The following is a 26540-nucleotide window of genomic DNA, read 5'->3' on the forward strand; positions in this document are numbered from 1 at the left end:
CTTCCCGCTTTTGTGCTCGCTTCTGCCACGATATGCCCGGTATCCGGTCCGCGGCCATGGCCCGAGGTCGAGGGCTCGGGGCACCGGGCCCCGGGGCTACGGCGTCCCGGCGAGCCGACCGGCGTCCCGGGCCAGCGCGGTGAGCCGGGAGATCGCCCGGAAGTACTTCTTGCGGTAGCCGCCCTTCAGCATCTCCTCGCTGAACAGCTGGTCGAAGGGCAGTCCCGAGGCGAGTACGGGCACCTCGCGGTCGTAGAGCCGGTCGGCGAGGACGACCAGCCGCAGGGCCGTCGACTGGTCCGGTACCGGCCGCACGGCGGTGAGGCACACGGCGGTGAGCCCGTCGGTGAGGGCGCCGTAGCGGCTGGGGTGCACCTTCGCGAGGTGCTCCAGCAGATCCGCGAAGCCGTCCAGCGAGGCGCCCTCGGTGGCGTACGCCGTCTTGGTCACCAGTTCGTCGGTGTACGGCGGCGGTGCCTGGGGCAGACCGCGGTGGCGGTAGTCCTCGCCGTCGATGCGCAGGGCGCGGAAGTGGGCCGACAGGCCCTGGATCTCGCGCAGGAAGTCGGCCGCGGCGAACCGGCCCTCGCCGAGCTTGCCGGGCAGCGTGTTGGAGGTGGCGGCGAGCGCGACCCCCGCCTCGACCAGCTTGCCGAGCAGGGTGGAGACGAGCACGGTGTCGCCGGGGTCGTCCAGTTCGAACTCGTCGATGCACAGCAGCCGGTGCCCGGAGAGCGTCCGTACCGTCTGCTGGAAGCCGAGGGCGCCGACCAGGTTGGTCAGCTCCACGAAGGTGCCGAACGCCTTGAGCGCGGGCTCGGCCGGGGTGGCGTGCCACAGGGAGGCCAGCAGGTGGGTCTTGCCGACGCCGTAGCCGCCGTCGAGGTAGACACCGCGCGGGCCGGCCGGGACGGGCTTCGCCGGCTTCCCGAAGCCGAACAGCCGGCGCCTGCCGGAATTGCCGCCCGGCGCTCCGCCGAGACCCGTCGCGAAGCCTTCGAGGACGCGCACGGCCTCGGTCTGGCTGGGCTGGTTCGGGTCGGGTATGTAGGTGTCGAAACGGACCGCGTCGAACCGGGGCGGGGGCACCATCTCGGCGACGAGCCGGTCCGCGGGGACGTGCGGCTCACGGGCGCACAGGGACAGCGGGGCCGCATCGGCCGGGGGAGCGAGCCGGGAGGCGGGGGAGGAGGACGACACGCTTACTCATACTACGGGGCGTGGAACACTGCACGGCATGCGACGCCTCTTCCCTGTGATCGACGAAACAGCAGCTCCCGCCGGGGAGACGACCGGTGTCTCCCGCGCGGGAGAGGGCACGGAGGGCCGGGAGTGGAGCCTGGCCGAACTGGCCGCCGCGTACGCCTACCCGGAGCCGGAGCCCGGTGGGGACCGGCAGCCGTGGCTGCGGGCCAACATGGTGTCCACGCTCGACGGAGCCGCCCAGCACGAGGGCCGCTCGCAGCCCATCTCCAGCCCGGCCGACATGCGCGTCTTCGGCACGCTGCGGGCCCTCGCGGACGTCGTGCTCGTCGGCGCGGAAACGGTTCGGCAGGAAGGCTACCGCCCGGCCCGCGCCCGTGCGGAGTTCGCGGCGGCGCGCGAGGCGGCCGGACAGGGCCCCGCGCCGGTGATCGCCGTGGTCTCGGCCGGCCTGGACCTGGACCTCTCCCTGCCGCTGTTCACCACCCCGCTGGTGGACACCCTGATCCTGACCGGTGCCGCCGCGTCCCCCGACCGGATCGCCGCCGCCGAGGCGGCCTCCGGGACCCGTGTGGTGATCGCGGGGGACGGCACCGGAGTGGATCCGGCTCGCGTGGTGCGGACCCTCGCGGAACTGGGCCACACCCGGCTGCTGACCGAGGGCGGGCCGCGGTTGCTGGGGCAGCTGGTGGCGGCCGGAGTGCTGGACGAGCTCTGTCTGACCGTGGCCCCGATGCTCGTCGCGGGTGACGCTCAGCGTATCGCCGGTGGACCGTCTGTGACACTTCCGAGTCGTTTCACGCTGAAATCGATGTTGGAGGAGGACGGTTTTCTTTTCACGCGGTACGCGCGGTCCTGACCGGACGGGCGGACCCGAACCCTCCGACGGTGTCCGGGAGAGTCCAGGAGCACCCGGATGCGCGTTCAATGGTTACCGCTGGTCCGGTAATCGGCGGAATGTTCCGTTCCGCTTGATGTCGCGACGGGCACACTGAACCCGGTGGTGCCCGTACGGGCACGGGCAGGACGGATTCCGCAGGGCCTGGCTCGGCCCACGGGGAGAGAGGGCCCACGGCCCTCCGAGGAGAAGGGGCGCCTGGTGTTCACAAGCGTACTGATGATCGAGAAGGCCCTGACGTCCGCCGACGTGGAGTTCGTCACCACCTTGCACGGCGACGAGGAGGTCGCCTTCCAGGTGCTGCTCCAGCCGCGCGGCGAACAGGCGGACCGGCTGCTGAGGGCCATCGACGACGTGGCCCTCGGCGAGCTCGACGACGCCGTCCGGGAGGCGGAGACGCCTGAGGGCGAGGATGCCAGGACGATGGGGGAGCGGGCGCTCGAGGTGTCCCTGCAGGCCCTGCGCGCCGCCGGGCACGGGGCCGACGGCCGGCTGATCGAGGACCACCCCCTGGACGCGCTGAGAACGATGGTCCAGGAGGCCGGGGCGGACGAGGTGATCGTGCTCACCGACCCGCACTACGTGGAGGAGTTCTTCCACCGGGACTGGGCCTCCCGGGCCCGGCACAAGGTGGGCGTGCCGGTGCTGAAACTGTTCTCGCACAGCAAGGCATAGGCTGGGGCGGCGCCTTTCGCACGAGGGCGCGGGGACCGTCGTCCCACTCGTCGCACCACCCGTACGGCCCGCACCGCTCGTACGACCCGCACTCGTCACCACTGGGGAGAAAAACGCATGGCACCCGGCCTTCCTACCGCCATGGACCGACCGCACTTCATCGGCATCGGCGGCGCCGGGATGTCGGGCATCGCGAAGATCCTCGCGCAGCGCGGCGCCGAGGTGGCCGGCAGCGACGCCAAGGAGTCGGCCACCGCCGGGGCGCTGCGCGCGCTGGGCGCCACGGTCCACATCGGGCACGCCGCCGGGCACCTGGCCGACGACGCGAGCTGCGTGGTCGTGTCGTCGGCGATCCGTGAGGACAACCCGGAACTCGTCCGCGCGGCCGAACTGGGCATTCCCGTGGTCCACCGTTCCGACGCGCTGGCCGCCCTCATGGACGGCCTGCGCCCGATCGCGGTGGCCGGCACCCACGGCAAGACCACGACCACCTCGATGCTGGCCGTCTCCCTGACCGAGCTGGGCCGCCGCCCGTCGTACGCGATCGGCGGCGACCTGGACGTGCCCGGCTCCAACGCGCTGCACGGAGAGGGCGAGATCTTCGTCGCCGAGGCGGACGAATCGGACCGCAGTTTCCACAAGTACGCCCCCGAGGTCGCGATCATCCTCAACGTGGAACTGGACCACCACGCCAACTACGCCTCCATGGAGGAGATCCACGAGTCCTTCGAGACGTTCGTCGGCCGGATCGTGCCCGGCGGCACGCTGGTGATCTCGTCGGACCACGAGGGCGCGCGGGAACTGACCCGGCGCCTGCGCACCTCGGCGGGTACGGAAGGTCCTGAAGGTTCGGCCGGCTCCGTCCGGACGGTGACGTACGGGGAGGCGCCCGACGCCGACGTACGGGTGACCTCGGTGGTCCCGCAGGGGCTGAAGAGCGAGGTGACCGTCGAGTTCGAGGGCGTCCCGCTCACCTTCACGGTGTCCGTCCCGGGCCGCCACTACGCGCACAACGCGGTGGCCGCGCTCGCCGCCGGCGTCGCGCTCGGCATCCCGGCCACCGAACTGGCTCCGGCGCTGGCCGCGTACACCGGCGTGAAGCGGCGCCTGCAGCTCAAGGGCGAGGCGGCGGGCGTCCAGGTCATCGACTCCTACGCGCACCACCCGACCGAGATGACCGCCGACCTGGAGGCGATGCGCGCCGCCGCGGGCGACGCCCGCATTCTGGTCGTCTTCCAGCCGCACCTGTTCTCCCGCACCCGGGAGCTGGGCAAGGAGATGGGCCAGGCCCTGGCCCTGGCCGACTCCTCGGTCGTGCTGGACATCTACCCGGCCCGCGAGGACCCGATCCCGGGCGTCACCAGCGAACTGATCATCGAGGCGGCGCGGGCGGCCGGCGCGGACGTGACGCCGGTGCACGACAAGGCGGAGATCCCGGACGCGGTCGCGGGAATGGCGAAGCCCGGCGATCTCGTTCTCACCATGGGAGCGGGCGACGTCACCGACCTCGGCCCGCTGATCCTGGACCGTCTCTCGAAGTGAGACGCGGAAGAAGCACGCAGCAGCAGAAGCGAAGGGGCTGAAGGCTCATGTCGTACGACGTGGAGAAGCCGGACGAGCAGTGGCGCGCGGAGCTGTCGCCGTCCGAGTACGCCGTCCTGCGCCAGGCGGGCACGGAGCCGGCCTTCACCGGTGAGTACACCGACACGAAGACCGAGGGCGTCTACGCGTGCCGTGCCTGCGGCGCCGAACTGTTCACCTCGAAGACCAAGTTCGAGTCGCACTGCGGCTGGCCCTCCTTCTACGACCCGCGGGACTCCGAGGCGGTCGAGCTGGTCGAGGACCGGTCGCACGGCATGGTGCGCACCGAGGTGCGCTGCTCCCGCTGCGGCTCCCACCTCGGGCACGTCTTCGAGGGCGAGGGGTACGCGACGCCCACGGACCAGCGGTACTGCATCAACAGCATCTCGCTGAAGCTGCGGCCCGCCGAAGGCTGATCCGCACGGACGCGCGCCGAGTCGCGCCGTGCTGCCGGGGGAGGCCGCCGGGATTTCCGGCGGCCTCCCCCGGCAGGTGGTTTCCCGAGGTCGGGGCGGGGCAGGTGGCCGCGTAGCGCGGGGCGTGTTCCCCGGGCGCTGTCGGAGGTGCCGTCTACACTCGACCGGCGGCAGACCGTGCGGCCGGCTCGGCCGGAAACTTCCAGCCACCCGAAGGGTGTTCGGCGTCTTGATACGGATCGACTCAGTGACGAAGCGCTACCCGGACGGCACGGTGGCGGTCGACCGGCTCTCCCTGGAGATCCCCGACCGCTCGATCACCGTTCTGGTCGGACCGTCGGGCTGTGGCAAGACGACCACCCTGCGCATGATCAACCGCATGGTCGAACCCACCGAGGGAACGATCCTGCTCGACGGTGCGGACATCCAGCGGCAACCGGTCACCACCCTGCGCCGGTCCATGGGGTACGTCATCCAGAACGCCGGACTCTTCCAGCACCGCACGATCGTCGACAACATCGCCACCGTGCCGCGCATGCTCGGCTGGGGCAAGCAGCGGGCCCGGGAGCGGGCGGCGGAGCTGATGGAGCGGGTGGGCCTGGACACCGCCCTGGCCAAGCGGTACCCGTACCAGCTCTCCGGCGGCCAGCAGCAGCGCGTCGGAGTGGCACGCGCACTCGCCGCGGACCCGCCGGTGCTGTTGATGGACGAGCCGTTCTCGGCCGTCGACCCGGTGGTCCGCAAGGGCCTGCAGGACGAACTCCTCCGGATTCAGGAAGAGTTGGGCAAGACCATCGTCTTCGTCACGCATGACATCGACGAGGCGGTCAAACTCGGCACCATGGTCGCCGTACTGCGCGAAGGCGGCCGGCTCGCCCAGTACGCGCCGCCCGCCGAGCTGCTGTCCGACCCCGCGGACGCGTTCGTCGAGGACTTCCTCGGCGCCGACCGGGGCATCCGGCGGCTCTCCTTCCTCACCACCGCCGCGCTGGAACTGGCCACCGACGCGGTGATCCCGCCGGACGCCACCGCCGAGCGGATCGGCGCGTCGAACGCCCCCCACCTCCTGGTGACCGACGAGGAGGGGCGCCCGCTCGGCTGGTCCGAGCCCCGGCGGCTGACCGCCGGGGACATCGGACCGGACCGGCTGCTGCCGTACGGGCGGCCGTTCGTGCCCGGCGTGGACTCGCTGCGGGTCGCGCTCGACTGCGCCGTGCTCTCCCCCACCGGCTGGGCCGTCGCCGTGGACGACGTCGGCCGGGTGCGGGGCGTCGTCTCCCAGCAGACCATCGGGGACGCCATCCGCACCGCCCACCGGGACGGCCGCACCGGCGACGAGAAGGTCGCCGGATGAGCGGCTTCTTCGACATCCCCAGCGACCTCCAGCACAGCTGGGCGGGCCTGATCGGACTGCACCTGAGGGAGGCGTTGATCCCGGTCGCGGCCGGGCTGCTGCTCGCACTGCCCATCGCCCAGCTGTGCGGACGCTTCCGCTGGCTGTACCCGCCGGTGCTGGGCATGACGACCGTGCTGTACGCCGTCCCGTCGCTGGCGTTCTTCGTCGTCCTCATCGACTACACCGGCCAGACCGAACTCACCGTGATGATCCCGCTGGCCCTGTACAGCCTGGTGGTGCTGATCCCGGCGATCGTCGACGGGGTGCGCGCGGTGCCACCGGAGACGCTGGCCGCGGCCACCGCCATGGGCTTCGGCCCCATGCGCCGGTACACCCAGGTGCAGTTGCCGATCGCCGCGCCCGCCATCATCGCCGGCCTGCGGGTGGCCACCGCGTCCAGCATCTCCCTGGTCAGTGTCGGCGCCCTGATCGGCAATCAGGGCGCCCTCGGCAACCTGCTCGCGGCCGCGCAGAAGTACGACCGGCCCGAACTCGCGGTGAACTCCGTGGTCACTATGGCCGTGCTGGCGATCCTGTGCGACGCGCTGCTGGTCCTGCTCAGAGTCCTGCTCACGCCGTGGATGCCGCGCGGCACACGGCCGAAGCCCGCCGCACGTCCCGAGCCGTACGCAGCCGGGGGCGCGGCCCGGTGAACATCCTCGACTTCATGAACGCCTTCTTCAGCGACAGTGCCCACTGGCACGGCTACGACGGCATCCCGCAGCGCTTCCTCGAACACGTCCGGTACTCGCTGCTGGCCCTCGCGATCGCCGCCGCGATCGGCCTGCCCGTCGGCCTGCTGACCGGGCACACCGGCCGCGGCGGGAACGCACTCGCCTTCATCGCCAACGCCGCCCGCGCCCTGCCCAGTTTCGGCCTGCTGGTGCTGGTGGTGCTGCTGATCGGCTTCGGCCTGTTGCCCGTCATGATCCCGCTGGTCGTGCTGGCCGTTCCGCCGATCCTGGTGACCACCTACGAGGCCGTCCGCACGGTGGACCCCTCCCCGGTGGACGCCGCCCGCGGCATGGGCATGCGCGAGTCGCACATCCTGTTCCGGGTCGAGGTACCGGTGGCGCTCCCACTGATCCTGAGCGGGCTGCGCTCGGCGGCCATCCAGATCGTGTCGACAGCCACCATCGCCGCGTACGTCAGCCTGGGCGGGCTCGGCCGGTACATCATCGACGGGCTCTACCAGCGCGACTACGAGAAGGTGGTCGGCGGGGCCACCCTGGTGGCGGTCCTGGCCCTCGTCACGCTCGCGCTGTTCTGGGCGGCGGGACGGCTGGTGGTGTCACCGGGCGTACGACGGCGCTGAACCGGCCCCGGGCGCACGGGCGGCCGAGTGACAACCGTGATCCGGCCGCGCTTGACGGCCGTCGACCGGCTGGATTGGATCGGTGGATGACTTCTACCGCGAAGAGCAGCAGGTCCAGGACGAGGCACACCGGCGCGGCGCTCGTCGCGCTCAGCGCCGCGACGGCGCTGCTCGCGGGCTGTTCGTCCGGCGACACCTCCGACAACCCCCTCGAGGAGGAGAAGGCGAAGGCCGGCACCGTGGTCGTCGGCTCCAACAACTTCGCCGAGAGCACCCTGCTCGCCGACATCTACGGCGAGGCGCTGAGGGCCAAGGGCCTCAAGGTCACCTACAAGCACAACATCGGCAGCCGGGAGACGAGCTACGGCCTGCTGAAGAACGGTTCCGTCACCGTCCTGCCCGAGTACAACGGCTCCCTGCTCGCCTACCTCGACCCCGAGGCCGAACAGGAGTCCGCCGACGCCGTCAACGCCGCCGTCAAGGCCGAGCTCGACAAGAAGCTGACGCTGCTGGACCCGTCGCCGGCCGAGAACAAGGACTCGGTCAGCGTCAACGCCCGGACGGCGAAGAAGTACGGTCTCACGGCGTCGTCCACCCTCGCCGAACTCAAGGACGCCGCACCGGAGATGGTGATCGGCGGCTCGCCCGAATTCCAGACCCGGCAACAGGGACTGAAGGGCCTGGAGTCCGTCTACGGCCTGAAGTTCAAGTCCTTCAAGGCGCTCGACGCGGGCGGCCCGCTCACCCAGGCCGCGCTCACCGGGAACGAGGTCCAGGCCGCGGACGTCTTCACCACGGACCCGACCATCGTCAAGGAGAAGTTCGTCGTCCTGAAGGACCCGGAGAACCTCTTCGGTTTCGCCAACGTGACCCCGCTGGTCCACAAGGACGCACTCCCCCAGGAGGGCGTCGACGCGCTCAACGCGGTCTCCGCCGCGCTGGACACCCAGACCCTGCTCGACCTCGACACCCAGGTCCAGTTGGAGAAGAAGGACCCGCTGGACGTGGCGAAGGCCTGGCTGAAGTCGGCCGGACTGGACTGACCCCGCGCGGGGTGCGGTGAACGGACCGCACCCCCTGCGCCGTTCACCGTGGCTGGGCCGCCTCCGCGATCAGCCGGTCGAGCAGGGTGGTCAGGACGTCCCTGGACGACTCGCGCTCCCGCGCGTCGCAGAGCAGCACCGGCACGCCCTCCGGCAGGGTCAGCGACTCCCGGATGTCCTCGACCGGGTAGGGGTGCTTCCCGTGGAAGCCGTTCGCGGCGACGACGAACGGGATGCCCCGGCTCTCGAAGAAGTCGATCGCGGCGAAACTGGACTCGGGTCTGCGCACATCGATCAGGACCACCGCGCCGAGCGCGCCGAGGGCCAGGTCGTTCCACATGAACCAGAACCGCTGCTGGCCCGGCGTACCGAAGAGGTACAGCACCAGGTCGTCGGAGACGGTGATCCGGCCGAAGTCCATCGCCACCGTGGTGTCACGTTTTTCCTCGATGCCCTCGAGGTCGTCGACGTCCAGGCCCGCCATGGTCAGCGGCTCCTCGGTGCGCAGCGGGGCGATCTCGCTGACCGAGCCGACCATGGTGGTCTTGCCCACGCCGAAGCCTCCGGCGATCAGGATCTTGACCGTGTCGGGTGCCGAACGCTCGGTGGGTGCCTGAGCGGTGGTGTCAGAGCCGGCCAAGTCCGTCCCTCACTTTCTGCAGCAGATCCAGGTCCGGGGTGGTGCGGGTGACGTGGTGCGGCGGGCGGACCGTGATCCTGCCCGCCTCCAGCAGGTCGCAGAGCATGATGACGATCACGCTCATCGGGAGGTCGAGGCGGGCGGCGATTTCCGCCACCGCGACGGGCTCCGCGCACAGCCGCAGGATGCGGGTGTGCTCGGGCTGCGGCCGGGCGGCCGCCTCGGGCTGCGGATCGACCGCCGTCACCGTCGTGATGAGCGTGAAGTCGGCGCGGCTGGGCCGCGTCCGGCCACCGGTCAGGGTGAACGGTCGGACGAGCCGGCCCGCGACATCGCCTCCGCCCACCTCACGCGCCGGAGTCGACGGTGGGGCCTGCCGTGCCCCCGGGGCGCCGCGCTGAGATGTTCGCCGATCTTCTTCACCAGCATGTTCATCTGGTAGGCGACCACACCGACGTCCGCGCCCGGTCCGGTCAGCACCACGAGATGGGCGCCCGGCCCGGCCGAGGTGAGGATCAGATAGCTGTTGGCCATCTCGATGAGCGCCTGGCGCACCGGACCGCCGCGGAAGTCCATGCTGACGCCCTTGCTGAGGCTCATCAGCCCGGACGCGGTGGCCGCCAGACGCTCCGCGTCGTCGCGCAGGAACCCGGTGGACTTACTGACCACCAGACCGTCCTCGGACAGCACCACGGCCTGGTTCACCTCGGCGACCCGCTCCACGAGTCCGGTGAGCAACTGATCGAGCTGGGTGTGAGTGGCGGGTACGGGGCGTGTCATTTCTGTGTTCCTTCGTCGACGTTCAGCGGTCGGAGGGCGGATTCGGGGGGTTCGGGAGCTCTCGGGAGCCGGCGGGGGCCCCGGAGGAGGCCGTCGTGTCGGTGGTGGCGGACGGTGGCACGGCATCGTCGTCGGCACGGGCGTCGTCGCTGTCCGCACGTGCCCGGGACGTGCCGCGCTGGAAGCCGGCCAGGGAGGAGGCCGCGTCTTCCGCCGTGAAGTCCCCGGAGTCGTGCTCGGTGGCGGACACCGCCACCTCCTCCCGCAGTTCGGCGGCCAGGCTGGTCTGCGGCACCCGGCGGGGGAGCGGGGTGAGCCCGCTGTGCCCGGGCGCGGCCGTGGCCGGGCGGGGAGCGGTCCGTACGGCGGCCCCGGGCCGGGACGGCGCCGTACCCGCGGCCGTGTCGGTCGTGTCAGCCGCATCGGTCGCGGGGAGCGGGGCGTCCGCAGCGTCCTCGGGCTCCTCGGCGTCCGCCGTGTCCGACACGTCCGCCGTGTCCGTGGTGCCGGTGGTGGCCGCCCGGTCCGGGCCGGCCGCCGTGCGGTGCCCGTTCACCCCGACGGCGGGGGTGGCCTCGGTCCCGTGCGGCGCGTCGGCCGCGTCGCACACCACGATCGTGTGCGGGAGCAGCACGATCGCCGTCGTCCCGCCGTACGGCGACGGGCGCAGGGTGACGGTGATGCCGTGCCGGTGGGCCAGCTGGGAGATCACGAACATGCCGAGCCGCAGGTCGTCGGCGAGGGCCACCACGTCGAACTGCGGGGGCTTGGCCAACTGGGCGTTCATCGAGGCGTAGTCGTCCTCGGACATGCCGAGTCCCCGGTCCTCGACCTCGACGGCGAGGCCCTTGGCCACCAACGCGGCACGCACCCCGACGGGGCTCGGCGCGGGCGAGTACACCGTCGCGTTGTCGATCAGCTCGGCCAGCAGGTGGATGACGTCGGCCACCGCGGGCGGAGCCAGCGCCACCTCCTCGTCGGTGTGCACCTCCACCCGCTGGTACTCGGCGACTTCACCGACGGCGCTGCGCAGGATGTCGATCAGTGCGACCGGTTCGCTCCACGAACGGCCGGGCCGCTCACCGCTGACGATGACCAGGTTCTCCTCGTAGCGGCGCAACTGACTTGCCGTGGAGTCCAGTTCGTACAGCCCCTTGAGGACCTCGGGGTCGGTGTGCCGGCGTTCCAGCGCGTCGAGCTTGCTGAGCTGGAGGTTGACGAGGTTCTGGCTCTGCCGTGCGATGCCCAGGATGATCTTCTGGAACCCACGTCTGGTGTCGGCGAGTTCGACCGCCGTGTGCACCGCGGTGCGCTGCGCGGTGTTGAACGCCTGGGCGACCTGCCCGAGTTCGTCGTGGCCGTAGTCCAGGGGAGTGGTCGCCGACTCGGCGTCGACCTTCTCGCCCCGCTCCAGCCGGGCCACCACGTCGGGCAGCCGTTCCTCGGCGAGGCTGAGGGTGGCCATCCGCAGGCCGTGCAGCCGGCGGGACAGCGAGCGGGTGATCCGCCACGACACGCCGACGCACAGCAGCAGGGCGAGCAGCCCGCCGGCGCTGAGCGCCGCCGCGGTCAGCAGCAGACCGCGGGCCTCGTCGGCGCTGCGGGTGAGCAGCGCGTCGGTCTGCTGCCGGATCAGAGCGGCGTACTGCGGTGTGACCTCGGTCAGAGCCGCCTCCCACCGCTTCTGCGCGTTCGGCAGGTCGGCCGCGCCCTTTGCGGTGGGGTGGACGGCGAGCACCTCGTTCTCGACCTCCTGCAGGGTGTGCCATTGCGGGCTGTGCAGGATCCGCTCGGTCTGCGTCTTGGTCTCGCCGCGCAGGGACGGCACGATCTGGTCCTCGATCAGCCAGCGGCGGGTGGCGACCGACCCGGCGAAGGCGGACCAGGACGGCTCGTCGAGTTCCCCGGACGGCCAGGCCAGGGTGAGCCGCGCGTCCTCCTGGGACACCAGTTCCGCCGCGTGCTCCAGTGAGACCAACGGCCTGGCCTGTGAGGTCAGGTCGCCGTCGTCGACCTGCGACAGTTCCTGGAAGGCGTGGATCTGGTCGTCGATGATCGAGGTGTACTGGTCGAGCGCCTGCTCGGCGGTGATGTCGCTCGGTTTGTCCACCTGACCCCGGTAGTACTCGAGGCTGCCCACCGAACCGAGCACCGAGTACAGCCGCTCCGACACACGGGCCGGCGCCTCGGCGATCGCGTCGGCCTGCCCGACCAGCTTCGCCACCGCCGCGTCCGTCTTCTCGCGCTGCGCGTCGAGGGCGGCCCGGGACGTCTCCGGCGAGACCAGCCAGGCCGCAGACAGTCTCCGCTCCTGCTGCAACGCGAGGGTCGCCTCGGTGCCCATCGCACCGGTCGCCCGGCTCAACTCCGTCTGTGCACGGAGCTGAAGCCCCTCCGAGAACATCTGGATCGTCGTCACGCCCCACATGGCGGCGAGGGTGACGCTGGGCACCAGAGCCAGGAGGACCAGCGAGAGACGTATGGAGCCGAGACGGCGCCGGGCACCTGTCCGTGGAGACATCGTCGTCCTAGAGCGGTCGGATCAGCGGGGATTGCGGGTGCGGAGCAGTCGGGGAACGGGCTGCGGACGGGTGGGCCGGACGCACGCCCGGTCACTCCGGGGTGATGCGCGGGAGGTTGTCCGCACACGTGACCGTACAGTCCGTGCGTAACCGAGTCCTTGGGTACGTCCTCACCGGATGCGACCGTCACCGGGTTCCGTTGGCGGCGAACTCGGCGACCGAGGCGGCGTTGGTCTTCGTGACGAACGCCGGTCCGGTGAGCACGGGAGACACCCCGCCGCCGCTGATGTTGCCGTTGGTCCGGTACAACCACAGCGCGTCCACGGCGAGATAGCCCTGGAGGTAGGGCTGCTGGTCGACGGCGAACCGGATGTCACCCCGGCGGACGGCGTCCACCAGGTCCTTGTTGAGGTCGAAGGTGGCGACGCGTGCCCCGGTGTCCGCCTTCTTGGCGGCTTCGGCCATGGTGAGGGCCTGCTGCGCGCCGTTGGCCACCACCTCGTCGATGGTCGGGTCCTGGCGCAGCCGGGCGGTGACGATGCCGGAGACGGCGCGTTCGTCGGTACCGTCCACGTAGAGGTTCTCGGTCTCCCCGTCGAACGTCTTCCGCACGCCGGCGCAGCGCGCCTCCAGCCCGACGTTGCCCCGCTCGTGGATGACGCAGAGGGCGTGCTCGGCCTTCAGTTCGTTCAGCTTGTTGCCGACGGCCTGGCCCGCGACGCCGTCGTCCTGACCGAAGTACTCCAGCAGCCCCGTCGACTTCCAGGCGCCGATACCGGAGTTGAGCCCGACCACGGGGATGCCCGCCTTGCGTGCCTCCTTCACCGCGCCCTTCATCGCCTGCGGTTTGGCCAGTGTGAGGGCGATGCCGTCCACCTTGTCGCGGACCGCGTCGCGCACCAGTTCGGCCTGGCCGTCCGGGTCCGCGTCGCTCACATAGGTGAGGTCGATGCCGTCCTTCGCCGCGGCGGCCTCGGCGCCCTTGCGCACCCTGTCCCAGAAGGCGTCCCCCTCACCGCCGTGCGTCACCATCACGACCCTCATCCCGTCACCGGCCGCACCCGCGCTCCTGGAGTCCGGGGAGTCGCCGGCCACGTCGAAGACGGAGCAGCCGGTCACCAGCAGACCGACGGCTGCCGCGAGCACGGCCGGACGGACGGGCCGTCTCGGGAAACCGTGGGACGGGGGACGAGTGTTCATGAGGGAGCGGACCTCGCTGTACGGCCGAGCAAGTGAGGAGACGGAAGCAGGTGCGGAGTCGCGGGTGTTACGCCGACCGGGTGACTCTCGCTGGCCGGAGCCAATCGCGTCGCACCACCGGTAGTCAAGTGAGGGGCCACGTGAAGTGAGACGCCGCTGCCGCATTGTGATGAACGGTGAGTTCCGAGGTGACAGGGGTGACCGCCCCCCTTCTCCCCTCTAACCGCGCGGCCGGTACGGAACCCGAACGGGTCCGCCCGACAGGCGCGGACGGGCTTGCTCCGGATCAACCCCGAAGGGTTTCCGGGGCGTTGGCGGGACACGGTGACACATCGCGACGAGTTCCGCCCGGATCCGCCCGCCGTTCTCTTTCGCCGACGCGGCTGCCACACTCAGATACCGGACGCGCTGTTTTCTTTCGGCGTCCGAACTTGAATTGCCGGATGTGCACCGCATCACGGGACGAACCGCTGGAACGAACGCCGCCACAAGGTGAGTTATCGTGTACGCGGGGTAAAAACAAACGGCACGACCCGTTCCTTTCCGGCTCAGGAGTTCAGTCGATGGCGAGGCAGGTACGCGCCGAGCAGACCCGCGCGACGATCATCACGGCCGCCGCCGATCTGTTCGACCGGCAGGGGTACGAATCGACGAGTCTCAGCGACATCGTCGGGCACGCCCGCGTCACCAAGGGAGCCCTGTACTTCCACTTCGCCGCGAAGGAGGACCTGGCCCACGCGATCCTGGAGCTCCAGTCCGCCACCTGCCGCCGGCTGGCCAGGGACACCGAGACCCGCGGCCACACCTCCCTGGAGGCGCTGATGCGTCTCACCTTCTGCATAGCCCGCCTGTCGGCCGAGGATCCCGTGCTGCGGGCGGGCCTCCGGCTCGCCACCGGGGGCACCCGGCCGCGCCCTCCGCTCAGTCACCCCTTCGCCGAGTGGATGGACATCGTCACCGCCCGGCTCCTCGGCGCGGTCAAGGAGGCCGACGTCAACCCGGAGGTCGACATCGAGGTCGTGGCCCACTCCCTCGTCTGCTTCTTCATCGGCACCCGGGTCGTGGGCCGGTCCCGGGAACCCGTCGCCCGGCAGCCCCGCCGCACCGCGGAGATGTGGCAGATCCTCATCAGGGGCCTGGTGCCGGTGACCCGCAGGGCGCGCTATCTCAGCCTGGCCGCACGGCTGGAGCGGGAGATCGCCCCGGTGTGACCCGCCCGGCCGCCCTGCCGCCGGTGCGGCCGTTCCTGCCGGTGCGGCCGGTCACGCCGGCCGGCGCCGCGCGTTACGGTGAGCCGCATGCCCGACACCTCCACCGCTCCCGTGCTCCTCGGCAACCGGCCCGGCTCGTTCCCGTACGGCGTGCTCGCCGAGCGGCACCCCGCGATCATCCGGCAGGTGCGCGACGCCTTCCCCTACGAGCCCGCGCAGCGGCACGCGCTCGACGCGCTGCTGGCCAACTGCACCGAAGGCGCGATCGAGGCCCTCCCCGCCGACGCCCACGACCGGGACCGCTGGACGGCCTGGGGGATGGACACGTACACCGGACAGTCCTGGTACGACGTGCCCTGGCTGTGGTCCGAGAGCTGGTTCTATCGCCAACTGCTGCGAGCAGTGGGGTACTTCGGCCCCGGCCCCTGGCAGGGCATCGATCCCTTCCGCCCCTCCAAGCTCGCCGAACTCGACTCGCCCGAGACCGACGAGGAACTCGCCGCGCTCGACGACCTCGCCGGACGGCCCGCGGACGAACGGGGCCGGGCCCTGCTGCACGGCTCCCTCTGGGGAAACCGCGCCGACCTCGGCTTCCGGCTGTCCGCCGAGGGAACCGACCTCGCGGCGGCCGTTCCCGCGCTGGTGGCCGACGACAGCGAGCGCCTGTGGTCGCTGCTGGACCCCTCCCGCGCGGGCCCGACGAGCACCCTGGTGCTGGTCGCCGACAACGCCGGCCGCGAACTCGTCCCCGATCTGCTGCTCATCGACCACCTGCTGGCCCACGGGCACATCGGCCGGGTGGTGCTGCACGTCAAGCCGTACCCGTACTACGTCTCCGACGCCACCACCGCCGACGTCGTCGACGCGCTGCGCCGGCTGACCGACGCAGGGGCGGCGGCGGCCGGTCACGGGCGCCGGCTCCGGGACGCCCTCGCCGACGGACGGCTCGCGCTGCGCGCGCACCCCTTCTCCTGCTCCCCGCTGCCCTACGAGGAGATGCCGGACGACCTCCGCGCCGACTTCGCCCGGGCCGCCGTCACCATCGTCAAGGGAGACCTCAACTACCGTCGTCTGGTGGGCGATCGGCAGTGGCCGCCGACCACGCCGTTCGCGGAGGCCACCGGGTACTTCCCGGGGCCGGTCGCCGCCCTGCGCACCCTGAAGTCCGACGTCGTCACCGGCCTGGCACCCGGTACGGAGGAGGCGCTGGTCGCGGCCGAGGAGCAACGCTGGCGCACCAGCGGCACCCACGCGCTGATCCAGGTGCGGCCATAGCACGCCCCGGCCCGTTTTCGACGCATCGGCGAGGTTTCACGCGATGGTGTGATCATGGTCGGGCCGGTGGATGCCGTCCCGCGCCCACGGGTAGTGCCCGGCCATGTCCTCAGCGTCTTCGGCGAGTCAGCCGTTCGAACTTCCGCACTTCTACCTGCCGCACCCCGCGCGGCTGAACCCGCACCTCGACCAGGCCCGCGCCCACTCGTCGGTGTGGGCGCGCGAGATGGGCATGCTGGAGGGATCCGGGGTCTGGAACCAGGCCGACCTCGACGCGCACGACTATGGCCTGCTCTGCGCCTACACCCATCCCGACTGCGACGGGCCCGCCCTCTCCCTCATCACCGACTGGTACGTGTGGGTCTTCTTCTTCGACGACCACTTCCTGGAACTGTTCAAACGCAGCCAGGACCGTGAGGGCGGCAAGGCCCACCTGGACCGGCTGCCGCTGTTCATGCCGCTGGACCCCGCGGCCCCGGTCCCCGAGCCACGGAACCCGGTCGAGGCGGGCCTCGCCGACCTGTGGGCGCGCACGGTACCCGCGATGTCCCAGGACTGGCGGGCCCGGTTCGCCCTCGCCACGGAGCACCTCCTCAACGAGTCGCTGTGGGAGCTGTCCAACATCAACGAGGGGCGGATCGCCAACCCCGTCGAGTACATCGAGATGCGCCGCAAGGTGGGCGGCGCCCCCTGGTCGGCGGGGCTCGTCGAGTACGCGACGGCCGAAGTGCCCGCCGCCGTCGCCGGAACCAGGCCGCTGCGGGTGCTGATGGAGACGTTCTCCGACGCCGTGCACCTGCGCAACGACCTGTTCTCCTACCAGCGCGAGGTCGAGGACGAGGGCGAGAACAGCAACGGCGTGCTCGTCCTGGAGACCTTCTTCGGCTGCACCACGCAGGAGGCCGCCGACACCGTCAACGACATCCTCACCTCGCGGCTGCACCAGTTCGAGCACACCGCGTTCACCGAAGTGCCCGCGGTCGCCCTGGAGCAGGGCCTCGCCCCGCACGAGGTCGCGGCCGTGACGGCGTACGCGAAGGGGCTGCAGGACTGGCAGTCCGGCGGTCACGAATGGCACCTGCGCTCCAGCCGCTACATGAACGAGGGCGCGCGGCGGACCGGCCCGTGGGCGGGCCCGACCGGGCCCGGCACCTCGGCCGCCGACGTGCGGGGGCTGCTCGCCGTGGGTACGACGAGGCTGCGGGCCCACACCCATGTGCCGTACCGGAAGGTCGGCCCGTCCCTGATCCCCGACATCCGGATGCCGTTCCCGCTGGAACTCAGCCCGCACCTCGACGCCTCCCGGAGCGCCCTCGCCGACTGGTGCCGGCGGACGGGCATCCTCGCCGAAGGCGTGTGGGACGAGGACAAGCTCGCCGCCTACGATCTCGCGCTGTGCTCGGCCGGACTCGACCCGGACGCCACTCCCGAGGCGCTCGACCTCAGCGCCCAGTGGCTCGCCTGGGGCACGTACGGCGACGACTACTACCCACTGGTCTACGGACACCGCCGTGACCTGGCCACCGCGCGGCTGACCACGGCACGCCTGTCGGACTGCATGCCCGTCGACGGCGAGCCGGTGCCCCCGGCGGCCAACGCCATGGAGCGGGCCCTGACCGACCTGTGGGCACGCACCACGGCGGCCATGACGCCCGAGGAGCGGGCCGTCCTGAAGAAGGCCGTGAACGACATGACCGAGAGCTGGTTGTGGGAACTGGCCAACCAGATGCTGCACCGCGTGCCCGACCCGGTCGACTATCTGGAGATGCGCCGGCAGACCTTCGGTTCCGACCTCACGCTCGGTCTGTGCCGGATGGGCCACGGCCCCGCCGTCCCGCCCGAGGTCTACCGCAGCGGCCCGGTCCGCTCCCTGGAGAACGCGGCCATCGACTACGCCTGCCTGCTGAACGACGTCTTCTCGTACCAGAAGGAGATCGAGTACGAGGGCGAGATCCACAACGCGATCCTCGTCGTGCAGACCTTCTTCGGCTGCGACTACCCGAGGGCCCTCGGCATCGTCCACGATCTGATGAGCCGTCGTCTGGACCAGTTCGAGCATGTCGTGGAGCACGAACTACCCGTGCTGTACGAGGACTTCGAGCTCTCTGCGGAGGCCCGCGCGATCATGCGGGACTATGTGCTGGACCTGCGGAACTGGCTGGCGGGCATCCTCAACTGGCACCGGAGCGTGGACCGCTACAAGGACGAGTGGCTCTCGGGCCGGGCCCACGGGTTCCTGCCGGACCGCACACCCCCGCTGCCCGTGCTTTCCCTCTCCTGAGGGGAGCCGGTCCCAGCCGCAACGCCGGGCGGGGTTCCCGCCCCTCCCCGGCGGCCGCGCCCGTCGTCGCCGGGCTCGGCGTACTCGGCGGGCCCGGTCCGGGATGGAGAAGACGACACGACCGGCTGAACGCGGCGGACCGGCTCGCGCGGCCCCCGTCCGCCGGGCAGGATGCTGCCCATGACCACATGTAGCCGCACGTAGCCCACAGGTACGCCCCGGGAGGCCCGGATGACCGGCAGTACGCTCGCCCCCTTCACCGCCGAAGGCTTCGCCGCCCGCATGGAGGGCGTACGGAAAGCGGTCATAGTGGACTGAGTGGCCCCAGACGTCCCACAACGTCCATCGAACGACCCCAGGCGCGACCATGACCCAGGCACCGACACCCACCGCGGACACCGTCCGCCGACTGGTCCGGACCCTCCTGAAGCACGAGGGGGGAGGCGCGGACACCGCCGCCGGACCGGACGGAGTGGACGTGCGGCCCGTCGGCGAGGGCGCCGAACCCGCCACCTGGTGGGTCGGCACCCGCCATGTGCTGCGGCTGGCCCCCGACCGGGCGGCGAGCACACGCAGGCGCCGCGAGCTGCGGCTGCGCGAGATCGTCCGGCCGCACGTCCCGGTCGCGGTGCCGTCGAGCGCGGCGCACGGCGAGTGGGCGCCCGGCCTGGTCTGCACCCTGGACACCAGGCTGTCCGGCGGGTCGGCGGAGGAGCACCGGGTGTCCGCCGGGGGCGAGGCCGACCTGGCCGCACTGCTCGCCGGGCTGCGCGAGGTGCCGGTGCGGCAGGCGGAGACGCTGGGCGTGCCGCGGGTTTCCCCGCGCTCCCTGGAGTCCCTGCGCCGGGCCGCCGGACAGGCCGCCGAACGGCTCGCCGAGGCCGACGAGTTCGCCTCCGGCCGGCTGCGGCAGCTCACCCCGTCCGCCGCCGTCCAGCTCATCGCCCAGCCCGCCTCGGCGGTCCTCGTCCACCATGCCCTCACCGGCGCGCATCTCGTGGTCAGTGCCGAAGGCCGGGTACGCGGTGTCCTCGGCTGGGCGGAAGCGGTGATCGGCGACCCCGCCGAGGACATCGCCGGTCTGGCGTGCGCCGTGGGCTCCCCGGCCGCCGTACGCGCCGCCACCCTCGCCGGCTACGGCGCCCGCCCCTGTCTGCGCGGGCTCTGGCTGGCCCGTTGCGACAGCGTCCTGCACCTCGCCGAGGCGCTCGGCGGCAGGGGCACCGACCCGCTGCCGCTGCTGCGGGTCCGGCTGCGCCGGGCCTGGGAGGCGATCCTCCTGGAGCGGGTGACGGACCTCCGCGGCACCGACGACATGCCCTGAAGACATGCCCTGAAGACATGCCCTGGGGGACGCCCAGCCGCCGGGGCCCGGCGCTCACCGACAGGAAGGCCCGGCTCGGGGAACCGGTACCGAGTGGGACGACACGGCAAACACTCGGGACAAGGCGCCCCCACCGAGGCCGTCCACCTGAAAGAGTCGTGTCCATGCAGGTCTGGCCTGGCGAGGCGTATCCCCTCGGTGCCACGTACGACGGCGCCGGCACGAATTTCGCGGTCTTCACGGAGGCCGCGGACCGAGTAGAGCTGTGTCTGCTGCACGACGACGGCTCCGAGACGGCGGTCGAACTGCGCGAGAGCGACGCGTTCGTGCGGCACGCGTACCTGCCCGGCATCATGCCCGGACAGCGCTACGGCTTCCGTGTGCACGGGCCGTACGCCCCCGAACGGGGGCTGCGCTGCAACTCGGCGAAGCTGCTGCTCGATCCGTACGCGCGTGCGATCGGCGGGTCGATCCGCTGGGGCGAGGAGGTGTACGGCTACCACTTCGACGCGCCCGAACGGCGCAACGACCTGGACTCGGCGCCGCACACGATGACGTCGGTCGTGGTCAACCCGTACTTCGACTGGGGCGACGACCGGCCGCCCCGGACGGAGTACCACCGCACGGTGATCTACGAGGCGCACGTCAAGGGTCTCACCATGCGCCATCCGGGACTGCCGGAGGAGCTGCGCGGCACCTACGCGGGCCTCGCGCACCCGGCGCTGATCGAGCATCTGACCGAACTCGGCGTGACGGCACTGGAGCTGATGCCGGTTCACCAGTTCGTGAACGACCACCGGCTGGTGGACATGGGCCTGAACAACTACTGGGGCTACAACACCATCGGTTTCTTCGCCCCGCACAACGCCTACGCGTCCTGGGGCGACCGCGGTCAGCAGGTGCTGGAGTTCAAGTCGGCGGTGAAGGCGCTGCACGAGGCCGGTATCGAGGTCATCCTCGACGTCGTCTACAACCACACCGCCGAGGGCAACCATCTGGGCCCGACGCTGTCCTTCAAGGGCATCGACAACCCGAGCTACTACCGGCTGGGGCACGACAGGCGCCACTACACCGACACGACGGGGACGGGGAACTCCCTGCTCATGCGGTCCCCGCACGTACTGCAGATGATCATGGATTCGCTGCGGTACTGGGTCACCGAGATGCACGTCGACGGGTTCCGCTTCGACCTCGCGGCGACCCTGGCGCGGCAGTTCCACGAGGTGGACCGGCTCTCGTCGTTCTTCGACCTGGTGCAGCAGGACCCGGTGGTCTCCCAGGTGAAGCTGATCGCCGAACCGTGGGACGTGGGCGAGGGCGGCTACCAGGTGGGCAACTTCCCGCCGCTGTGGACCGAGTGGAACGGCAAGTACCGGGACACCGTGCGGGATTTGTGGCGGGGCGAGCCGCGCACGCTCGCGGAGTTCGCCTCCCGGCTGACCGGCTCCTCCGACCTGTACCAGGATGACGGACGGCGCCCGCTGGCCTCGATCAACTTCGTGACCTGCCACGACGGCTTCACCCTGCACGACCTCGTCTCGTACGACGACAAGCACAACGCGGCCAACGGCGAGGACGACCGGGACGGCGAGAGTCACAACAGGTCCTGGAACTGCGGCGCCGAGGGCGAGACCGACGACCCGGACGTGCTGCGGCTGCGAACCCGGCAGATGCGGAACTTCATCGCGACGCTGATGCTCTCCCAGGGCGTGCCGATGATCAGTCACGGCGACGAGGTCGCCCGCACCCAGCACGGCAACAACAACGCCTACTGCCAGGACAACGAGCTGGCCTGGATCGACTGGCCCGCGGAGCGGGACCAGCGGGACCAGCGGGACCAGCGGGACCAGCGGGACCAGCGGGACCAGCGGGACCGGTTGCTGGCCTTCACCCGTGCGATGGTGCGGCTGCGCAAGAACCATCCGGTCTTCCGCAGGCGCCGCTTCTTCCACGGACGGCCGGTGGAGGGCACTCACGACGACCTGTCCGACATCGCCTGGTTCACTCCGGAGGGGGCGGAGATGACCCAGCGGGACTGGGACTCGGCGCGGGCCTCGGCGCTGACGGTGTTCCTCAACGGCAACGCGATCTCGGAACCCGGCCGGCGCGGCGAACGCGTCACGGACGACTCGTTCCTGCTGATGTTCAACGCCTCCCCCCATCCGATGGAGTTCGTGGTACCGGTCGACCACGGCCGGCAGTGGCAGGTCGTGGTCGACACCGCCCGCGAGGACTGCGTGCCGCCGGGCACCGGCCCGAAGGTGCGGGCCGGTGCCCGGCTGACGCTGACCGACCGCAGCCTGACGGTGCTTCAGCGGCCCGCTTAGGCCGGTCCGGCGGCCGGTCCGGCGGCCGGTCCGGCGGCCGGTCCAGCGGCAGCCGGGTCACTGATGACAGGAAGGGCGGCAGGGCGGGTACGTACGTCTGCATGACCCCTGAGCGACCCGACCCCGCGGTCCCCACCGCCACCTACCGGCTGCAGCTGCGGCCCGACTTCCCGTTCGCGGCCGCGGTGGCCGCGGTGCCGTACCTGGCCTCGCTCGGGGTGTCGCATCTGCACCTGTCCCCCGTCCTGGAGGCGGTGCCGGGCTCACCGCACGGCTACGACGTGGTGGACCACGCGCGCGTGCGTGCGGAGCTGGGCGGCGAGCAGGGGCTGCGGGCCCTGTCGCGCACCGCGCGGGAGCACGGGCTCGGCCTGGTCGTGGACATCGTCCCGAACCACATGGCGATGTCCCCGCGCCACAACCGCGCCCTGTGGGAGGTGCTGCGCGAAGGGCCCGCGTCGCGCCACGCGCGGTGGTTCGACATCGACTGGGAGGCCCAGGGCGGCCAGGTGCTGCTGCCGGTGCTGGGCGGGCCGCTCGGCGCGGAGACCGACCGGCTGAAGGCCGACGGCGACGTGCTGCGCTACCACGACCACGCGTTCCCGCTGCGCGAGGGCACGGCCCACCTGCCGCTGCCGCAGTTGCTGGACGCCCAGTGGTACCGCCCGGTGTGGTGGCGTCTGGCCCGTACGGAACTCAACTACCGGCGGTTCTTCAGCATCTCCGAGCTGATCGGGGTACGGGTCGAGGACCCGGAGGTGTTCGAGGCCACCCACGCCAAGATCCTCCAGCTGCTGCGCGAGGGCGTGGTCGACGGGCTGCGCGTCGACCACCCGGACGGGCTCGCCGACCCGGACGGGTATCTGCGGCGGCTGCACGCGGCGACCGAGGGCCGCTGGACCGTGGTGGAGAAGATCCTGTCCGACGGTGAGCCGTTGCCCGCCTCCTGGCCGGTCGCCGGCACCACCGGCTACGACGCCCTGCGGCAGGTGGACGGCCTGTTCACCGACCCGGCGGGGTTCGGGGAGCTGCTCGGCCAGTACCGGCGGTTCGCGGCGCCGCAGACGGACCGGGGCGGCGAGTGGGCGGCGACGGTGCGGCGGGCCGCGTACAAGGTGCTCACGCACGAGCTGGCCGCCGAGGTGGACCGGCTGACCCGGGTGGCACACCGCCTGTGCGCCGGCTCGCCCGCGCCCGCGCTGCGCGACCGCGCGCCCTGGGCGCTGCGCACCGCGCTCCAGGAGCTGCTGGTCCGGCTCGAGGTGTACCGGCCCTACACCTCCGTGGACCCGGCCGGCGTGGTCACCGAGGAGGCGGCGGCCGCGGCACGGCTCGCGTTCGCCGTGCCCGAGGAGGCCGGGGCGGTGGACGTCGTACGGGATCTGGTGCTCGGGCGGTACGGCGACGGGCCGGAGCAGGTGGAGTTCCGTACGCGGTTCGCGCAGACGGCGTCGGCGCTGCGGGCCAAGTCGGTGGAGGACACGGCGTTCTACCGTTATGTGCCGCTGCTGTCGGCGACGGAGGTGGGCCAGGAACCCGGCGACCCGGCGGTGTCCCCGGAGCGGTTCCACGCGTACTGCGCGCGCATGCAGCGCGACTGGCCGGCGACGGGAACGGTGGTGTCGACGCACGACACCAAGCGCAGCGCCGACGTGCGGGCCGCGCTCCATGTGCTCACCGAGTGCCCGCGGCGCTGGGCGGACGTCCTGACGGAGGTGACCCGCACCGGCGAGGGCGTGCCGGACGCACAGCTGGCGTGGGCGGCCTGGCAGACGGTGTTCGGGCTGGGCCCGGCGGACCCGGAGCGGGTGGCGGGGGCACTGCTCAAGCATGTGCGCGAGGCGGGGCTCCACACCAGCTGGACGGAGCAGGAACCGCCGTACGAGGAGGCGGTGGCCCGGTTCGTGGCGGCGGGGCCGTGCGGGGCGCCGGGCGAACGGGTGACGGCGCTGCGGGCCTCGCTCGAGCCGCACATCCACGCCAACGTGCTGGGCACCGCCCTGGTCCACCTGACGATGCCGGGCGTGCCCGACGTCTACCAGGGCACCGAGTTCGAGTACCGGGCCCTGGTGGACCCCGACAACCGGCGCGCGGTGGACTTCCCGGCCGGCGAGCCGTCCGGCCCGGGCACGGGCGACGGCAACGGCAACGGCGTCGGCGTCGGCGTCGGCAAAAACGCGGTGACGCGGGCCGCGCTGCGGCTGCGGGCGCGGCGGCCCGAGGCGTTCGGCGACACGGCGTCGTACGAGCCGCTGGCCGCCGAGGGGCCCGGAGCCGCGCACTGTGTGGCGTTCGTGCGTTCCGGTGCGGTGCTGACCGCCGTGACCCGGCTGTCGCTGCGGCTGGCGGAGGCGGGCGGCTGGCGGGAGACCCGGCTGGCGCTGCCACCCGGCCGGTGGGCCGACGTACTGGAGCCCGGCCGGGAGTTCACGGGGCACGCGCGTGTGGCGGAGCTGTTCGAGCGGTCGCCGGTGGCGCTGCTGGAGCACGCCGCACACCCCCCGGGGCCTCCCCCGTCGAACCCTTGACACCGTTCCGTGGCCGTGGGGTACTGCGCAGTGCGACATGGGGTGGATGACCGGGGACCACGGGGGATGACGGGGGGTGGGTCTCCTGCCGGAGCTGCGCTATCCGACGGTGGCCGAACTGGTGTCCTCCGCCCGTGCGCTGACGGTCCAACGGCCCGGTCTGAGCGTCCTGCGGCAGGTGGGGGCCTCCCGTGCGGGGCGGCCGCTGCACCTGCTGTCCGTGGGCCACGCCCGGCGTGCCGTGCTGGTGGTCGCCGGCGCCCATGCCAACGAACCGGCGGGCGGGGGCACCCTGCTCGCGCTGGCCCGGCGGGTCCTGGTGGAGAGCGAGCTGCGCAACGGAACGTCCTGGCACTTCCTGCTGTGCGCGGACCCCGACGGGGCGAGCCTCCACAGGACGTCGCCGCCGCACAGCCTGTACGACTACCACCTGGGCTTCTTCCGTCCCCAGGGATCGGAACAGCCGGAGTGGGCGCCGTCGGTGCTGCCGCCCGGCCGGCTGCCGCCCGAGACCCGGGCCCTGACCGGGGTCATCGACGAGCTGCGGCCCTACCTCCAGGTGTCGCTGCACGGGACCGATCTGGGCGGCAGCTGGGTCCAGTTGACGAGGGACGTGCCGGGACTCGCCGAGCCGTTCGCCAAGTCGGCCGCGGAGCTGCACATTCCGGTGGAGACCGGCGCCTCGGACGCGGCCGGCTGGCCGGTGTCCGGCCCCGGGGTGCGGGTGATGCCCGCCCCGGGGGCCGGGCCGGCGTATCCGAGCCTGCCGGACGACGCGCGGCACAGCACCTGGTACCGCGCCCACCGGTACGGCGGTCTGACAGCGGTCGTCGAGGTGCCGATGTGGGCCGCGGCCCTGGTGGACGATCCGGGCCCGCATCCGGCACCGGCGGCGGCGCTGCGGTGTCTCGCGGACCGGCTGCAGCGGGACGCGCGGAAGGTGCGGCAGGTGCTCGAGGAGGCGCGGCCCGGGGCCATGACGGGCGCCGGGGCCGCCGGCGGTCCGCTGCTGCGGGCGGCCACGTGGGGGCTGGAGCTGGTACCGGGACTGGCCGGCGACCTGATCCACACCCCGCCCGCGGACGGCACGAGGGCGTACGTGAGCAGTGTGGACGCGTTCACGCGGCGGGTGCCGCTGCGGGCGGCGGCGATGCTGCTGCGGGAACTGCGGGAGACCGACGCGCACGCGGCGGCGCGTCTCGACCGGCTGGTCGCCTTGTGGAGCGACGCCTTCGCCGTGCACTTCCGGGCCCGCTGGGTGCCCGTGGAGCACCAGGTGGAGCACCAGGCCCGCACGGTCGTGGCGGCGGCACTGCACGCCCGCGCGTGACCGGGCGGCGCGCACCGGCGAGGAGCGGGAAGCCGGAGCGGACCGCCCCGGCTTCCCGCTCCCCCTTGCCTGCTTGCCTACGCCTCGTCCAGGGCGAACACGGAGCCGGTCCGGGCCCTCATCACGCACGCGTTCGGGAAGGTCTCCGTGTACTCGACCGGCTGCCCCCGCCACTGCCCGCGCGCGTGGGCGGTCACCGGGGCGTGGACCATCGTGCAGATGGTGTCCCGCGCCGGGATTTCGGAGATCCGGCCGTTCGCCGCGGCGAGTTCCGCGCAGGCGTCGGCGGCGCGCGGGTGGCCCTGGGGCGGGTCGCAGAGGAGCATACTGCCGGACTTCGTGCCGGCCCGGGTCTCGCCCCGGTCGACGCCGACGGCCAGCCAGGTGTCGGGGGCGGCCGCGCCCCGGGTGTCCGCCTGCGCGGGCGCGGGCGCGGTGCAGACGAGGAGGGCGATCACCGCGAGCAGCGCGCCCCGTACCGCTTTCACTGAGGTGCACGTGGTGTACATGGTGTACGTCATTCCAGATGCATCGGCACGGCGGTGCCGGAACCCCAGCCCGGCTCACCCGAACGGGAACGTGCGACCGGAAACCA

The 26540-nt window shown here is 71.9% G+C and carries 22 protein-coding genes; 15 read left to right on the top strand and 7 right to left on the bottom strand.

Annotation, left to right across the window (positions count from 1 at the left end; genetic code table 11):
* Positions 1-96: 96 nt before the first annotated feature.
* Positions 97-1200 carry a cell division protein ZapE gene (zapE, locus tag ACVW19_RS27340; protein WP_457462591.1) on the bottom strand — a complete coding sequence of 368 codons (1104 nt, stop codon included), beginning with the start codon at positions 1198-1200 and terminating at the stop codon, positions 97-99.
* Between the two features lie 37 nt (positions 1201-1237).
* Here zapE and ACVW19_RS27345 point away from each other — a divergent pair, with 37 nt between their 5' ends.
* The 8 genes from ACVW19_RS27345 to ACVW19_RS27380 all read left to right on the top strand — a co-directional run bounded on the left by ACVW19_RS27345 (position 1238) and on the right by ACVW19_RS27380 (position 8527).
* Positions 1238-2062: a pyrimidine reductase family protein gene (locus ACVW19_RS27345; RefSeq protein ID WP_457462593.1), complete on the top strand. Its 825-nt coding sequence runs from the start codon at positions 1238-1240 to the stop codon at positions 2060-2062.
* 240 nt (positions 2063-2302) lie between these two features.
* Positions 2303-2776 carry an indole-3-glycerol phosphate synthase gene (locus tag ACVW19_RS27350; protein WP_457462595.1) on the top strand — a complete coding sequence of 158 codons (474 nt, stop codon included), beginning with the start codon at positions 2303-2305 and terminating at the stop codon, positions 2774-2776.
* Between the two features lie 117 nt (positions 2777-2893).
* On the top strand, positions 2894-4318 hold the full coding sequence (gene murC, locus ACVW19_RS27355) for a UDP-N-acetylmuramate--L-alanine ligase (RefSeq protein ID WP_457462597.1): 1425 nt from the start codon (positions 2894-2896) through the stop codon (positions 4316-4318).
* Between the two features lie 47 nt (positions 4319-4365).
* Positions 4366-4773 (top strand): peptide-methionine (R)-S-oxide reductase MsrB, encoded by a 408-nt coding sequence (gene msrB, locus ACVW19_RS27360; RefSeq protein WP_457462598.1) that lies wholly within the window; start codon positions 4366-4368, stop codon positions 4771-4773.
* 229 nt (positions 4774-5002) lie between these two features.
* Positions 5003-6127 carry an ABC transporter ATP-binding protein gene (locus tag ACVW19_RS27365; protein WP_457462600.1) on the top strand — a complete coding sequence of 375 codons (1125 nt, stop codon included), beginning with the start codon at positions 5003-5005 and terminating at the stop codon, positions 6125-6127.
* Positions 6124-6822 carry an ABC transporter permease gene (locus ACVW19_RS27370; RefSeq protein WP_457462601.1) on the top strand — a complete coding sequence of 233 codons (699 nt, stop codon included), beginning with the start codon at positions 6124-6126 and terminating at the stop codon, positions 6820-6822. The genes ACVW19_RS27365 and ACVW19_RS27370 overlap by 4 nt, the downstream gene beginning before the upstream one ends.
* Positions 6819-7484: an ABC transporter permease gene (locus ACVW19_RS27375; protein WP_202279465.1), complete on the top strand. Its 666-nt coding sequence runs from the start codon at positions 6819-6821 to the stop codon at positions 7482-7484. The genes ACVW19_RS27370 and ACVW19_RS27375 overlap by 4 nt, the downstream gene beginning before the upstream one ends.
* Before the next feature lie 86 nt (positions 7485-7570).
* Positions 7571-8527 (top strand): ABC transporter substrate-binding protein, encoded by a 957-nt coding sequence (locus tag ACVW19_RS27380; RefSeq protein ID WP_457462603.1) that lies wholly within the window; start codon positions 7571-7573, stop codon positions 8525-8527.
* A gap of 43 nt (positions 8528-8570) precedes the next feature.
* On the opposite strand, the gene ACVW19_RS27385 is transcribed toward ACVW19_RS27380, so the two are convergent.
* The 5 genes from ACVW19_RS27385 to ACVW19_RS27405 form a co-directional block, all read right to left on the bottom strand.
* Entirely contained in the window at positions 8571-9167 is a 597-nt protein-coding gene (locus ACVW19_RS27385) for a GTP-binding protein (RefSeq protein WP_457462605.1), read from the bottom strand.
* A complete protein-coding gene (locus ACVW19_RS27390) occupies positions 9154-9513 on the bottom strand; it encodes a DUF742 domain-containing protein (protein ID WP_457462607.1) in 360 nt (119 codons plus the stop codon). The genes ACVW19_RS27385 and ACVW19_RS27390 overlap by 14 nt, the downstream gene beginning before the upstream one ends.
* Positions 9465-9947, bottom strand: coding sequence for a roadblock/LC7 domain-containing protein (locus ACVW19_RS27395; protein WP_457462609.1), 483 nt, complete (start codon positions 9945-9947; stop codon positions 9465-9467). The genes ACVW19_RS27390 and ACVW19_RS27395 overlap by 49 nt, the downstream gene beginning before the upstream one ends.
* A gap of 22 nt (positions 9948-9969) precedes the next feature.
* Positions 9970-12468, bottom strand: a complete 2499-nt coding sequence (locus ACVW19_RS27400; protein ID WP_457462611.1) for a sensor histidine kinase — start codon at positions 12466-12468, stop codon at positions 9970-9972.
* Positions 12469-12655: 187 nt separating this feature from the next.
* Positions 12656-13669 (bottom strand): substrate-binding domain-containing protein, encoded by a 1014-nt coding sequence (locus ACVW19_RS27405; RefSeq protein ID WP_457462612.1) that lies wholly within the window; start codon positions 13667-13669, stop codon positions 12656-12658.
* A gap of 563 nt (positions 13670-14232) precedes the next feature.
* On the opposite strand from ACVW19_RS27405, the gene ACVW19_RS27410 reads away from it, so the two are divergent.
* From ACVW19_RS27410 to ACVW19_RS27440, 7 genes are all read left to right on the top strand, one after another.
* Positions 14233-14880, top strand: a complete 648-nt coding sequence (locus tag ACVW19_RS27410; RefSeq protein ID WP_457462613.1) for a ScbR family autoregulator-binding transcription factor — start codon at positions 14233-14235, stop codon at positions 14878-14880.
* Positions 14881-14967: 87 nt separating this feature from the next.
* On the top strand, positions 14968-16155 hold the full coding sequence (locus ACVW19_RS27415; RefSeq protein WP_457462615.1) for a damage-control phosphatase ARMT1 family protein: 1188 nt from the start codon (positions 14968-14970) through the stop codon (positions 16153-16155).
* Between the two features lie 103 nt (positions 16156-16258).
* Positions 16259-18436 (top strand): germacradienol/geosmin synthase Cyc2, encoded by a 2178-nt coding sequence (gene cyc2, locus ACVW19_RS27420; protein WP_457462617.1) that lies wholly within the window; start codon positions 16259-16261, stop codon positions 18434-18436.
* A 367-nt stretch (positions 18437-18803) separates the two neighbouring features.
* Positions 18804-19760: an aminoglycoside phosphotransferase family protein gene (locus tag ACVW19_RS27425; protein ID WP_457462619.1), complete on the top strand. Its 957-nt coding sequence runs from the start codon at positions 18804-18806 to the stop codon at positions 19758-19760.
* 164 nt (positions 19761-19924) lie between these two features.
* A complete protein-coding gene (glgX, locus tag ACVW19_RS27430; protein WP_457462620.1) occupies positions 19925-22087 on the top strand; it encodes a glycogen debranching protein GlgX in 2163 nt (720 codons plus the stop codon).
* A 101-nt stretch (positions 22088-22188) separates the two neighbouring features.
* Positions 22189-24615 (top strand): malto-oligosyltrehalose synthase, encoded by a 2427-nt coding sequence (treY, locus tag ACVW19_RS27435; protein WP_457462622.1) that lies wholly within the window; start codon positions 22189-22191, stop codon positions 24613-24615.
* A 76-nt stretch (positions 24616-24691) separates the two neighbouring features.
* On the top strand, positions 24692-25945 hold the full coding sequence (locus tag ACVW19_RS27440; RefSeq protein ID WP_457462623.1) for a M14 family zinc carboxypeptidase: 1254 nt from the start codon (positions 24692-24694) through the stop codon (positions 25943-25945).
* A 77-nt stretch (positions 25946-26022) separates the two neighbouring features.
* Here ACVW19_RS27440 and ACVW19_RS27445 read toward each other — a convergent pair whose 3' ends face one another.
* Positions 26023-26466 (bottom strand): SSI family serine proteinase inhibitor, encoded by a 444-nt coding sequence (locus tag ACVW19_RS27445; RefSeq protein WP_457462625.1) that lies wholly within the window; start codon positions 26464-26466, stop codon positions 26023-26025.
* Positions 26467-26540 lie beyond the last annotated feature (74 nt).

This window comes from Streptomyces sp. TE5632, from assembly GCF_054061295.1.